Origin of the sequence: Bartonella sp. HY761, from assembly GCF_026743145.1 — a bacterium.
In the GTDB taxonomy this organism is placed as follows: domain Bacteria; phylum Pseudomonadota; class Alphaproteobacteria; order Rhizobiales; family Rhizobiaceae; genus HY038.
In genome coordinates, this window is record NZ_CP104887.1 from 1,612,698 (window position 1) to 1,627,384 (window position 14,687).

The following is a 14,687-nucleotide window of genomic DNA, read 5'->3' on the forward strand; positions in this document are numbered from 1 at the left end:
AGGAGAAAGAGAATTAGAACTTGGTAGAAACACCAAAGTTAAAGTTCTGGACACGATCAGCTTTTTCTTTAGAAATTGGCCAAGCATAGTCAAAACGTAGTGGACCGAAAGGTGAATTCCACATTAAGCTAACACCGGCAGATGAGCGCCAAGAGCTACTTGTATTAAGAACATCACCTTCAAACGACGCTGTAGCAGCTGATGGAGTATAATTATTACCATAAAGAGTAGCAGCATCAGCAAAGATAGCACCACGCATACCCAAACTATCTGGAACAATTGGCATTGGGAACTGCAATTCAGCGGTAGCATTCATATAGGTGGTACCACCTAAGAAATACTTATCACCATTTGCAGAATATTGAACTGGACCAATACCATTAAACTTGAAACCGCGAATCATATCCGTGTTACTTTTGAACATATCAAAAATACGGGTACCATTTTCACCATTTTCATGAATGTAGCCGGCGCCACCACTTACAAGACCAACAACATCATATTGCTCTGAAAGTGTCTTGTAAAGCATTGCCTTACCTGAGGTTTTCAAATAATCAGCATCGCCACCGATACCAGCATATTCTTGAGAAACCTGCAAGAACAAGCCATCATGGGGATTTTTAAGATCATCAATCGCATTATAGGTCAAACCATAACTGATCGACGAACGGCGCCATGGACTATGATCAGATGCTTCGATAATAGCTCCTGAATAAACATTATAAAGCATTTGATTGGCTTGATCGCCATAACGCTCTGTAAACCATGAACGATCTAAATTATATTCTTCCTCGACATAGTTATAACCGATACTTGCAGTCACCTCATCCGTAATTGGAATACCAAAACGAACGGTACCACCTGTTTGGCGAACATCGTAATCATCATTCATACGATAAGAACGACGGAAAACATCGACACCGGCTGACATACGATAACCTAGGAAATACGGCTCGGTGATTGAGAATGAATAGTTTTGAGCATCGTTTTGACCAACACCGGCACCTAAACGTACATATTGACCACGACCAAGGAAGTTACGCTCGGTAATCGATGCTTCAACAGAAGCACCAGGACTATCACCACCGGTCGTATAACCACCACCGATCGAGAACTCACCGGTTGAACGTTCAACAACATCTACAACCAAAACAACTTGATCTGGCTCAGAGCCAGGAGCGGTTGAAACATTCACAGTCTGGAAGAAACCTAAACCTTCCAAACGACGCTTTGCGCGCTGAACCATAGTTTGATTAAAAGCATCACCTTCACTTAAATCAAACTCGCGACGAATAACATAATCACGGGTTTTATTATTACCACGAATCTCGATTCGCTGAACATAAGCGCGAGGACCCTGATCGACGCTATAAACCAGTGAAATTGTATGATTATTAAAATCACGGTTACCTAAAGGCTCAACTTTAGCAAAAGCATAACCAGAATCAGCAATACGATCACTCAAAGCAAGAACGGTATCTTCAATCCGCTTAGCGCTATAAACATCGCCATTACGGGTTTTAAGCGCACGCGACATACTTTCGGTATCAACACCAGGAACGGTACTTTCAACCTGAACATCACCTAAACGGTACCGCTGCCCCTCATCAATTACAAAGTTAATTGTATATTTATTGGTTGCTGGATCAAGAGTAGCATTCGATGAAATAATACGGAAATCTGCATAACCACGATTGAAGTAGAAACGACGAAGCGCCTCTTCATCCGCCTCTAAGCGATCTTGAGTATAAACATCACCACGCGTCAACCATGACAACATATTACTACGTTTTGTAGTAATAACATCGCGCAAGCGACGATTACCGAAAGCGTGATTACCTTCGAAAACAATATCATTAATCTTGGTGCGCTCACCTTCATTAATGTCAAAAACGACATTAACGCGACCTTGACCCAAATTAACAACATTAGTGCTAACAGTGACATTTTCACGACCAACTGAAGCATAAGCCTGCTTAATTGTATCTTCATCAGACAAAAGCTTCGCACGATCAAATGGCGAACGAGGCTTCAACGATAAAACACGCTCAAGATCCGCATCTTTAATACGCTTATTACCGTGGAAAAGTACTTGATTAACCACTTCATATTCAACAACATTAACAACAAGAGCATTACCCTGCTGACGAATAGTCACATCAGAAAAAAGCCCCATATTGAAAAGACGCTTCAAGGCCTCATCAATATCATTATTGGAGAAATTACGGCCAGACGTGATGCCAATATTATCGCGAATAGTCTGCGCATCGACACGCTTATTACCGCGAACTTCAACCCTACTAACAACAGCAGCTTGCGCAACACTAGCAGTAGAGACAGAAACCACAACCGTTGAAGGAACTGCAATCGCCACTGTTAAGGCAATAGCTGAGGCTGCACCAAGAAATTTTGTTTTGGCCGTCATTGGCTTTTATACCCTTGTTTCAATTATTTCGGATCAACCGAATAGATATTACATTTATTAGCGTTTTTTCTGCTACAAGCAACTAGTTTTGTAAAATTCTTTCAGTTTCACAATGATAGTGACTTAGAAGTCACGCCTGCCACTATGCTGAACACGCCGTTTTAAAATTCTTGCTCTTTTATACAACAAAAGCATTATTGTTTTCTTAATAACCAAGGTCAAATTAATTTAACCCCAATCAACAAATGATACTGATCGCCAATCTCTAATGCAGCACCTAAACTCGTAATGTAACATTAATGATAAAAGCGATTAATTAAAAATCCTTTAGCCCTCATAACTTAAAATGATTAATCTTGAAACAAGAAAAATCTATTTTTTATAAAAAATGGTCAATTCTTCGCAGAATATAGCCAATTTTTTATCTTTTTTCATCATAGAACCATGTCAGCATTGTGGTTTATCAATACAATAAACAGCTATTTTAAATCTAATATTAAAATACACTCTACACCTCAACCGGCGATTTCAGCACTTTTGCAAACTACCAGCATCTTAACATGGAATCATATTATTAATCACAGCAAAGAAGATAAAAGCAAGCACTACCATCAAACCGGCCTTAAAAACCACCTCTTGAACTGCTGGCTTCACAGGCTTACCAATTACTGCTTCAATTATATAAAAAAGTAAATGCCCACCATCGAGGGGAGGAATGGGTAAAAGATTAAAAAGACCGATACTTAAAGAGAAAAAGGCAATCAATCTTACTAATTGGACAAATCCAGATTCTGTTACCTTCCATGTAATTTGGATACTTTTCACTGGCCCACTCAATTGGCAGCGATCCGCCCTACCCTCAATTAAGCGACCCAAAAATTTTCCTGTTTGCACGACAATATAGCTGCTCTCTTTGAAGCCTTCACCAATTGATTGAAAAAATCCATAACGAATATGACTAAGAGTCTCTGGAGTTACTTTACTCGAAACGCCAATTTGACCAACTCTGATTTTCGCGCCTGTTCCATCATCAATAGGAACTTCTTTTGGTACAACATTTAAATTTAATGTTTCACCACCCCGTTCAACAACAAAAGCAATAGTATCACCTTCATGCATCATAACATAACGCGATACTTCGTCAAAACTGGTGATTTTTTCTCCCTGCACCGTAACGATTTTGTCGCCTGGCTTAAATCCGGCAGCGGATGCGGGCATATCAGGTAAAACATCAGTAACTATAGGAGCCAAAATGGGTCGTCCATAGAAAAAGAAAAGAATAGCCAGCAAAACAACTGTTAGGATTCCATTAAATAACGGACCGGCAAAAACTGTTGCGGCTCGCCGCCATGCCGTGGCGGCGGCAAAAGAATCAGAGCGCTGCATTGCAGATGCTTTAGAAGGCATACTTGCAGCATCTTCATCTCCTATAAACTTAACATAACCACCCAATGGAATTGCAGCAATACGCCAACGCGTACCACGCTTATCATTAAAGCCCCATAATTCGGGACCAAAACCAATGGAAAATGCTGATGCACCAATACCACACCAACGCCCCACAAGATAATGGCCCATCTCATGTATAAAAATAATAACAACAAAAACAGCAACTACGCCAAAAAGACGAATGATAATAGTTACAAATGAAAAAAATAAATCTAGGAGTTCCAAAAATCACCTTCAAGCAATAAACCAACACTTTTCACAGCGATCATACGACTAACCACAATGAAAATTCCAAGCTAATAAGCTAAAGCACTAAAAGCCAACTCACTTAGAAAGAAATAACAAACAAAAACCTTTACCCTGAAGCCATTGATCAAACTGAAGAAAATTAATGCTTCAATTATTTCCCAACAAAACAGGTTACTTGAAGCCCTTTCAATTGTTCGCAAAGCTGATTAGCTGCAGCCTGATTGGTAGCTGCAATACGAACGCGATAATAAGTACCGCGCCCCGGTATATCAGCGGCAACGATAACGACCTGACGATTACCTATGGCAGAGTTAACCTGCGCTTGCCTTTTTATATCAATAAGTGATTGCTGGGCAGCTTCACGACTAGGCTGTGAAGCGATCTGCACATAAAAAGTACCTGCGGGAAGATTTGAACCGCCCTGCGTAGATTGGCGCTGCTCAGTAGAGGTGGCAGCGTTGGAAGATTGTACTGAAGGTGTTGCAGCATCATTTGCCGCTGAAATACTATCAGCCGTAGTAGGCGATACCCCTAATTGATTTGCCGAAACTCCATTATTATTCGATAATGATGCAAGACCCGCATCATTACTGTGCACGTCCCCTTGCCCATCGCCATTTCCTGAAGTTTGAACATCTGACAATGACGCCGTATCATCATCTTGATTAACAGATTGCTGATCATTATTACCATCTAATACCGACGCCATATTATCAGCCTCCGTACCACTATGGATCGCATTATCACTACCTATACCGGAGCTGCTGGCCAATAGATCTTCATTCGGCATCGCCTGTTGCCCATCATTTTGGGTTTGCAAATGCTCTCTAAATGACTGACCCGGTGTCACCACATCATCTTGCTCATTGGCAATAATAGCGTTTATATCATCCCCACTGACGCTATTGCTATCGCGAATAGTAACGGTTGGCACTTCGTGAATTGACAAACTATTTTCAGCAGCTTGCAATACACGCGCCTCAACTGAATTTGGCTCAAGACTTGTCTCATTAGCACGAGGAGCCTGCTCGTCAACCTTATCTAGATCAACAGGAGCCTCACTTTTATCAACCAATTCAGACTGCCGTGCTTGAGCTGCAACTCCGTTTTCTACACGATTATAGACATTTTGATCCTGATTGGTATCGGACGCATTCGAATCGACTTCGGGAGCTGCCCTGACTGCACCCTCATCACGCTGTATAACAACAGGCTTAGTTGGCGCATCGTTACCGCTAAAGAAAACATAATAGACGCCAACACCTGCAAAAATGAGCGCTAAAAAAGCTAATAAAAATAGTATTTTTTTACCGCTGCCTACCTTTTGGTCGGCATTTCTCACACTGCTATCTGAGGCTGCCCAATCATATTTGCTCGCATCACCTGCAGCATCGTCAAGAGGTAAAGCCCCCGATTGCGTCATAGAAACATCAGCAAACTGAGTACCCCTTAAACCATTATTTTCCGAAGATCCATAATCGACATCGTTATAAGATGAAAGACTAGCATCGTGAAGACCAGGCGCTAAAACATCTGAAAATTCATGATCCAATGGATTTTGAACTTTATCCAACCGATCAACGCCACCATAATTAACAGTGGGCAAATCAAAATTTTGCGTTTCAGGAACAGCGTTTTGATCTGGGCGAACGGTTTTCACATTTGGATCACGCTTATATCGTTTTTTACCATCACCTTTAATAGTAAGATTAAAATCGTTAAGCGCGTCTTCAAAATCACCATCGTTACTTGAAGTCGTTGCATTTTGATTAACATTGGGCGGCACTTTGGCGGATGTAAAAGGATTAATACCCCGACCAATCGGCGCGCTATTACTGCGCTCTTTAACGTTACCTGCAGATTTATTCGCTTCAACAGGGTTAGCCCGACCTAAAGCGAAACCCGTTTTCTTATTGGCTTTACTTGTTTGTAAAGTTGAATCCTTCGCAACATTTTTTGAAGGCAAAACGGCTACCGCTTGACCATACCCGAGGAATGACTGCTGTTGAGTTGCCATGCGCATTGGCGCGATAACTGCTCCTAATGGCCGACCTTGCTCAAGGTAATCGCTCTCAAAAACATCATTTTCATTAGCTGGAAAATCAAGTTCCACGTCACGATCAATAGGCCGCGAAACATTATTTTGACCATTGGAAAAATTATCAAAAAACTGAGGACCGGCATCATAAGACGAGTCGTTTGACCTAAGTGCCGCATCATCACTAGCTAAATGTGGATTTGAATTGTTTTCATAAACGCCACTATTAGCCTCTACTCCAAACTCATTATCAAATTTCGCAGATTCATCCACTGATGGTGTCCACGGCTGCCCTTGGCTCTCTGCAGTTACATCTGCCGAAATATCAGTCCAATATTCTGTCTCATTAGCAGAAAATTCATCATTTATAGCATTCGCCACAGCTACATCACTACTTTGAGCAAAAGGAGCATCATAATATTGTTCATTGCCAACTACAGGCTGTCTTTGCGATGCATAGACATCCTCTTCATAAAGGGGTTGATCTTGTTGATTATTTAATTGACCAGACGCATCATAACCATAAACTTGTGCATTAGAAGAAGCCATTTGATCATCTTCAGACCACTGATAATTGGGTGCATTATTGTCCTGATAATTTAACTCTTCATATAATTCATCTGATTGCGACTGATAAGCATTAGGATCATTTGCATAATAGTTATTATCTACAGCGCTGCCACCCTCAGAAACATAATTTTTTTGCGGATATCCATCATCATAAACAGTATCTTCATTAGACCAATAGGCGTCTTCTTGACCTGGATAAACTGCGTCTACATTTTCTGCATAGCCGTCTTCAATAGGTTGATTATACGCCATGGAGGAGTAAGCATTCGTACCATAAGGATTAAGACCTGCTTCTTGTCCAGCATCATATTGTTGATCTTGTTGACCCGACACTGGCGAGGGATGGGATTTAACCTGATTAGCAGACGGCGAATTATTCCGACCGAACAAACGTGTCAACTCCATCATGGGATCAGACCCATTGGAGTTATTATTCTTTTTATCACCAGGTTTACGCTCAAAGTCGGTCATTTTGCATCCTAATTCATCAGGCAAAATCAATATTGCCTAATTTTTAAAATATTTGAAGGCAATCTAAAGAAAAGATTCTAAATTTCAATAACCTAATTATTGACTTTATGAAATATACATAAGGTGTCTTTTTAAAGCAAACTAGCCTAGAAAATGAATTTCCCCGATTTCAACCCCAAGTCGCTAAAATTAGACAACATATTATTTATAACAAATAAGTGGAGCATTTGCATCTATCAATTCCCCACTTTATATGATTATCGAACAAATTTCTTAACTTATCGTAATTGTGTTAGGGCTTCAGAACCAATAATGCTCAAACCAGAAGCGATAACATCGCGCACTGCACACACCAAACCAAGACGAGCAAGGGTGACTTCCTTGTCATCAGCTTGCACAAACCTAAGTCCATGAGCATCATTTCCCTTATTCCAATGCGCATGAAATGAACTTGCAAGATCATAAAGATAGAACGCAACGCGGTGGGGCTCTTGATGTAATGCACCCTGCTCGATAACACGTGGATATTCTGCCAATTTACGAATAAGTACCATTTCATTCTCATCAACAAGGCGATGAAGATGCGAAGCAGTAATACTATTATCTATTTTATCAAAGCCATGAACATCATAGGCTTGCCTCAAAATAGAATGGCATCTTGCACTTGCATATTGCACATAAAACACCGGATTATCTTTAGATTGCTCAGTCACCTTATCAAAATCAAAATCGAGCGGTGCATCAGGCTTACGATAAAGCATCATAAAGCGTACAGGATCAGGTCCAACCTCATCGATTAAATCGCGCAAGGTTACAAAGTTACCAGTTCTTTTACCCATAGTAAAAGGAACACCATTTCGATAAAGCTTTACCAATTGGCAAATAAGCACGGTTAAATGAGCTTGATCGCCTGCAACAGCTTTTGCCACAGCCTCCAAACGCTTGATGTATCCACCGTGATCTGCTCCCAGAACATAAACCATTTCGTTAAAGCCTCGTTCAAACTTATCTTTAAAATAAGCAACATCGGCAGCAAAATAGGTGTATGTACCATCAGACTTCATTAATGGACGATCAATATCATCACCCACATCGGTTGAGCGCAACAAAATCTGCTCGCGATCTTCCCAATCTTCACTAGGCATACCTTTTGGCGGTGGTAATTTACCTTTATAAACAAAACCACGCATTGTCAGGTCATTAATGGTCGAACGAATAGCTTTTTCATCATCAGCGTGCAAAGTGCGCTCTGAGAAAAATACATCGTGATGAATATTAATTGCGGCAAGATCATCACGTATAAGCTGCATCATAGCATTAATGACACGCTCTTTCACCAAAGCCAAACGTTGTTCATCATCACTCTTGAGCAAACTATCACCAAACTCTGCAACGAGCGCCTTTGCAACAGGCACAAGGTAATCACCTGGATAGAGCCCCTCAGGAACCGGTAGAGAAACAAGACCCAAGGCCTCTTTATAGCGCCAAATCACAGAATCTGCCAGAACATTAATTTGTCCACCAGCATCATTAATGTAATATTCTTTAACAACCTCAAACCCTGCGAAGGTCAACAAATTAGCGAGCGCATCGCCAACAACCGCGCCGCGGCAATGCCCAACATGGAGCGGACCAGTTGGATTAGCTGACACATATTCAATATTGACCTTTTTACCAAGCCCCATGGTAGAATGACCAAATAATTTACCCTCAACATTAATTTGCGCCAATAGGTTGCGCCAAAAATCATCTGTCAAGCGAATATTAATAAAACCTGGACCAGCCACATTTACGCTTGCAACATCATCGCTTTGCTCAATCAATGGCACCAAACGTGCAGCTAATTCGCGAGGATTTACGCCAACCGCTTTGGCGAGAACCATAGCCGCATTTGTAGAAAGATCTCCATGGGACGGGTCACGCGGGGCCTCCACAGCGACACGCGCAAAATCTAAACTCCCATCATCTTGCGATTTAAGCCCAGACTTTTCCAATATTTCTTTAACGCGCTTCTCAAATACGGTAAAAATATTCATTCACTAAATTCCACTGTCTACAAGACGAGCCTCGATAGGATTCATCGCCAACCAACTTTTTCGCACTGTTTAAATGAAATTTTACCTCTGGTCAAACAGGCGTTTATATTCTTTTATCGCATATTGATCAGTCATACCTGACAAAAAATCAGAAATGACCATCGCACGACCGCAATCCCTATGACTTTCTGCCTGCATTTGCCAATCATTCGGCAAAAGTTTAAAATCGTCCATATAAGCACCAAACAATGCTTTGACCATCATTTCACCTTCACGTCGTCGCACTAAAACCTTTTCATGATAATAAAGATTATCAAATAAAAAATTTTTCAATTCCTTTTCTTCCCGTCTCATTCCTTCGGAAAAACTGACGACCGCATGGCTTGCACAGTAGATGTCTTCAACACTTGTTGGTCTAATCGCATTTAAACGCTTGATAGATTCGTCAATTACATCTTCAACCATAACGGTTATTTGACGACGAACAATTTCATATGCAACACGCTCATAAGCTATCTCACCACTGACAAACGCAGTTTTCTTAAAACCATCTCCGGCATTCTCAATGACTGTTTCAATTTCATTGATCAAGCGAGCGGTCAAACCAATACTTCTAAGTTGATCAATAGTAATTAAGCCCGCGCGCAAGCCATCATCTATATCATGAGCATTGTAGGCAATATCGTCTGCAATTGCCGCACATTGCGCTTCTGGGCCGGCAAATTGGTCCAAATGCAAATTAAAAATATTATTAAAATTTTGAATAATAGGAGAAATCTTTTTCTTATCTGCAAATTGGCCAAGCAATGGACCATTATGTTTGACTAATCCCTCAAGCGTTTCCCAAGTAAGATTTAATCCATTAAAACCAGCATAGCGGTGTTCAAGAGCCGTTACAATATGCAAAGCCTGTGCATTATGGTCAAAACCGCCATAAGGTTCCATAACTTCATTCAATGCATCTTCTCCAGCATGCCCAAAAGGCGTATGGCCAAAATCATGGGCAAGTGCAATAGCTTCTGCTAACTCCTCGTCAAGACGCAAGGCACGAGCAAGGGCGCGCGCAATTTGTGACACTTCAATACTGTGAGTTAGCCGTGTTCGGTAATGGTCATCTTCAGCAGCAACAAAAACTTGCGTTTTATGCTTTAATCGCCGAAATGCATTGGAATGAATTATCCTATCTCTATCTCTTTGGAAAGGTGTTCTGGTTGGACTTTCATTTTCTTCGATTAACCGTCCACGGCTTAAAGCTGGCAAAGTGGCAAAAGCGGCGCGAGGCTCATAGCCATAACCTATGCTGTTAATTTCGTCTTTTTTCGTTAATCCCATTGCACTTTCCCTAATCTCGCCTTAGATTTAAGACAGAATTCGACCTGCTTGGTTATAAGCTAGTGCATTTTCGGATAAGTATGAAGTATTTTATTAACAAAAATGCAAAAAAACAAAGCATTAGGCACATTACCGATTCAATTTAAAGTAAATGCGCTTAAGTTGTTTAGCATGAGGAATAAAAAATGAGTGTCGCAGTATCAGATTCTGCTGCCAAGCGGATAAATATAATTCTTGCCAAGGAACCCGATAAGAAAGCCCTGCGCATTTCAGTTGAAGGTGGTGGCTGTTCTGGTTTTTCATATAAATATGAACTTGTCGACGCTCAAAATGAAGACGATTTTGTTATTGAGAAGAATGGTGCACAGATTTTAATCGATTCCATTTCACTCCCTTTTATCGAAGGATCTGAAATTGACTTTGTTGATGATTTGATGGGGCAATCCTTCCAAATCAATAATCCCAATGCTGTTTCATCTTGCGGTTGTGGTACAAGTTTTTCAATTTAATTTAAAATTAATGCATATAATTTGGGTTGTGAAATAATCATTCTATAAGTTTTGAAGATTTTAGACATTAGAATATTTATGAAATGCATTATTTTTATTATAAAAAATTCAGTATAAGCAAAAAATTGTAGCCACTTTTTAAAACCCTACAATATTTAAGAAAATTTCTTAATATATCAATAAATTATGCGAAGTATTAAAATTTAATATTAAGGTGATAGATTTGTATTTTTCTTGTCGTTTCTTAGTCATTTTAAGCCTTATCACCTTTTGGGCACCTTTAGCTTATAGCCAAACAATCAGCGGTGGTAGCGATGGTATTGACGATTTACCAGCAATAAGCGCGCCAAATCACAATAATGGCGAAGCAAGCCCATCTGGCACGATGGATTATTCTATTAATCCATTATTAGGCTCAAGTACCATTAACCTTGAAGCAAGACTTACTGAAAAAACACAACCAATTACTAAAGGCATTGTTTGGCGCGTTTTTTCGCCAATTGCAGGAAGCAATAATACTCTGCCACTTATTGCAGCAAAAGAGGGTGGCAATGTTACCTTTAACTTACCTGCTGGCGAATATCTTATTCACGCAGCATTTGGACGCGCCGGTATTACTAAAAAAATTCTCGTTGAAGACAATAAAACATATCATGAAAATTTAGTATTAAATGCGGGCGGCATAGAGCTTAAAGCGACAATTCCTAACGGCAAGCTAAATGAAAGCCGTATAAAGTTTTCCATTTATGTGGGTGACAATGAAAACAATGAGCAATCGCTAATAATTCCCAATGTAAAGGTAAATTCGATTATTCGTTTGAATGCAGGGCAATACCACATTGTTTCAAGCTACGGAAATGCCAATGCAGTCACCCGAACAAATGCGACAGTTGAAGCAGGCAAATTAACCGAAGTAAACCTTGAGCATTATGCAGCACAAATAACGCTCAAATTAGTGAGGGAGCCTGGCGGAGAGGCATTAGCCGACACTAGCTGGGTTATCCAAAATGACTCAGGCGATATCGTGCGTGAAGCCGCAAATGCATATGTTTATATTGTCTTATCTGAAGGTGATTATGTTGCAATTGCCAAAAATAAAGATCAGATATTTCAAAAGGAATTTTCAGTCCAGTCTGGTAAAGATAGTGAAGTTGAAATTGTTGCATCACCACAAAATTATGTTCATGGCAGCGGTGATATTGACTAAACGAGACAATTATATTGAATAATAATAAGCCTAGCAACGCATAGCACTAAACTCATGAATAAAATGGATGGGTTAAATTAAATATCTCTCGTACATCAATTAACAGTGCAAAGATAATGCTTTTATCTGCCAATAAGGTTAATTAATGCCACATAACCGCAGAAAAAGTGTAAAAAGATAACAACATTATGGAAAAAACTTAAATTGCCTAATCTTGTTAATCTCCCACAACCATTAAAGTGGCTATTATTGCTGGTTGTTACGGCAATTTTCATCATTGCCCTTGAACTCATTCAGATACCTGCGGCCTTATTATTAGGACCAATGATATGCGCCATTATTCTTGCAATCAGCAACATTGAAACCAAAATACCCAAATTTTTCTTTGCTCTGGCACAAGGTGTTGTCGGTTGTATGATTGCACGCGCTATAAAGCCCGAAATAGTTTTAGAGGTTTGGCATGACCTGCCTTTATTTCTAGGCGGCGTTTTCTCGGTAATTTTTGCATCAACTCTTATTGGTATATTTTTAGCAAAAAAACAAATATTACCTGGCACCACCGCCATTTGGGGTTCTGCTCCAGGTGGAGCATCGGCCATGGTGGTTATGGCAGAAGCCTATGGCGCAGATGAACGTCTTGTTGCGGTTATGCAATATATGCGTGTTGTTATGGTCGCAGCACTAGGCTCTATTCTTGCAAGATTTTTTTCACCTAGTTCCAATACCACTTTTGACATTATTTTTTTTCCTGCAGTTTCATGGAACGCATTTGCAATTACTTTGATAATTGCGTTTGGCGGGGCAATAGGTGCAAAATATTTAAAAATTCCTGCTGGGGGGATGCTGCTGCCATTTCTTATAGCTGTTATACTACAAGATTTTGGATTGGTGACCCTTGAGCTCCCCCCTTGGCTGCTAGCCATAAGTTATATCATTATTGGTTGGACTGTAGGCCTAAGGTTTACCCGTAAAATACTATTGCATGCTTTACATGCAATACCAGTATTATTCATATCAATATTAGCATTAATTATGCTTTGTGGTGGTTTTGCACTTTGTTTAAGCTATTTTACCAATGTTGATCTTTTAACTAGCTATTTAGCAACCAGTCCTGGTGGTGCGGATTCAGTCTCAATCATTGCTGCAAGTACAACAGTCAATTTACCCTTTGTCATGGCTTACCAAACTGTGCGTTTTATCATTGTTACCATCACCGGTCCAATTATTGCTCGTTGCACCGCTAAATATATTATGACGCAAAACACCAAGAATGATCTCTAATCAGTAACTTCTTCCCATTTATCGCGCAAAAGATATTCAAGCGGCTTAAATTTTTGCTTATAATCCATTTTATTGGAACCCTTAACCCAATATCCAAGATAAATATAAGGAAGCATCAATTTTTCTGCCCGCTTAATATGGTCTAAAATCATCATTGTGCCCAATGAGCGTTTAGTTTGCTTAGTGTCATAAAAAGAATAAACCATTGAAAAGCCATCACCTAAAACATCGGTTAAGGCGACCGCAATTAAATGAGAATTTTCCTTATCATTTTGTTTTAAACGATATTCAAATAGACGTGTATTGATAGGACTTTCTTCCACCATAATCTTAAAATCTTGACGGCTCATATTAGCCATACCACCATCCATATGGCGGCCATCAAGATAGGAACGAAATAAGGAAAATTGCTCATCTGTTGTTTTAGGAGGCACTACTTCACAAACCAGATCACGATTCATATTAAAAATCCGCTTCATGGATTGTGACATTTTAAAATCGCAGACAGGTATACGCACTGAAATGCATGCATTACATCCATCACAAATGGGACGATAAGCAATATTTTGCGAACGCCTAAAACCATTAAATGTCAAAAGATCATTTCTCTCAATTGCACTATCGCCATCAAGATAGGTAAAAACCTTGCGCTCTGTTCTTCCACGCAAATAGGGACATTTCCCAGGCGCAGTCAAAAAAAACTGTGGTGTCTGTGTTAATTGATCTGTCATTAGCATTAGGTTTCTTCATGATCTATCATGTCAATCTAGCCCATCTTACGAGCAGCTATCAAGTTGAATTGCATTTTGAATGGATTAATTCTTCATTGCCGAACAAACTTGATTTTTATACTCTTCTTATCCAAATATGATAAGTGTAAAAGTTGATTTTTCCCATTAAAACACTCATTTTTGATTAATTGCCAAGATTAAACCGAAAGACAAATATTCAATTGAATGCTTGCACTATTTTATTTTATAATAAATTTAATCTAAGAGGCTTCACAGCCTCAAAAAATTATTCTAAAACGCAAATAAGCATGTACAATTAGATTATTATCTAAATGTCAGATATTAACAACCCACCCGCATCCGTTCGCGGGACTGGAATATAGAGGCTT

The 14,687-nt window shown here is 39.7% G+C and carries 9 protein-coding genes; 3 read left to right on the forward strand and 6 right to left on the reverse strand.

From position 1 onward, the window contains the following. Window positions 1–13: 13 nt before the first annotated feature. The 5 genes from bamA to N6A79_RS06950 form a co-directional block, all read right to left on the reverse strand. The gene (gene bamA, locus N6A79_RS06930; protein WP_268547488.1) at window positions 14–2,425 is read right to left on the reverse strand and encodes an outer membrane protein assembly factor BamA; all 2,412 of its coding nucleotides are present in this window, start codon (window positions 2,423–2,425) and stop codon (window positions 14–16) included. A 555-nt stretch (window positions 2,426–2,980) separates the two neighbouring features. Beyond that, complete coding sequence (gene rseP / locus N6A79_RS06935) at window positions 2,981–4,099, reverse strand: RIP metalloprotease RseP (protein WP_268547489.1); 1,119 nt, start codon at window positions 4,097–4,099, stop codon at window positions 2,981–2,983. A gap of 175 nt (window positions 4,100–4,274) precedes the next feature. Further along, window positions 4,275–7,202, reverse strand: a complete 2,928-nt coding sequence (locus tag N6A79_RS06940) for an SPOR domain-containing protein (RefSeq protein WP_268547490.1) — start codon at window positions 7,200–7,202, stop codon at window positions 4,275–4,277. Between the two features lie 278 nt (window positions 7,203–7,480). Then, window positions 7,481–9,238: an arginine--tRNA ligase gene (gene argS / locus N6A79_RS06945; protein WP_268547491.1), complete on the reverse strand. Its 1,758-nt coding sequence runs from the start codon at window positions 9,236–9,238 to the stop codon at window positions 7,481–7,483. Between the two features lie 81 nt (window positions 9,239–9,319). After that, the gene (locus N6A79_RS06950; RefSeq protein ID WP_268547492.1) at window positions 9,320–10,570 is read right to left on the reverse strand and encodes a deoxyguanosinetriphosphate triphosphohydrolase; all 1,251 of its coding nucleotides are present in this window, start codon (window positions 10,568–10,570) and stop codon (window positions 9,320–9,322) included. A 185-nt stretch (window positions 10,571–10,755) separates the two neighbouring features. On the opposite strand from N6A79_RS06950, the gene erpA reads away from it, so the two are divergent. The 3 genes from erpA to N6A79_RS06965 all read left to right on the forward strand — a co-directional run bounded on the left by erpA (window position 10,756) and on the right by N6A79_RS06965 (window position 13,567). Beyond that, on the forward strand, window positions 10,756–11,079 hold the full coding sequence (gene erpA, locus N6A79_RS06955) for an iron-sulfur cluster insertion protein ErpA (protein WP_182419474.1): 324 nt from the start codon (window positions 10,756–10,758) through the stop codon (window positions 11,077–11,079). Between the two features lie 223 nt (window positions 11,080–11,302). Then, on the forward strand, window positions 11,303–12,286 hold the full coding sequence (locus N6A79_RS06960; protein WP_268547493.1) for a hypothetical protein: 984 nt from the start codon (window positions 11,303–11,305) through the stop codon (window positions 12,284–12,286). A gap of 204 nt (window positions 12,287–12,490) precedes the next feature. Then, complete coding sequence (locus tag N6A79_RS06965) at window positions 12,491–13,567, forward strand: AbrB family transcriptional regulator (protein ID WP_268547494.1); 1,077 nt, start codon at window positions 12,491–12,493, stop codon at window positions 13,565–13,567. On the opposite strand, the gene N6A79_RS06970 is transcribed toward N6A79_RS06965, so the two are convergent. Continuing rightward, on the reverse strand, window positions 13,564–14,298 hold the full coding sequence (locus N6A79_RS06970) for an arginyltransferase (RefSeq protein WP_268547495.1): 735 nt from the start codon (window positions 14,296–14,298) through the stop codon (window positions 13,564–13,566). The genes N6A79_RS06965 and N6A79_RS06970 overlap by 4 nt on opposite strands. Window positions 14,299–14,687 lie beyond the last annotated feature (389 nt).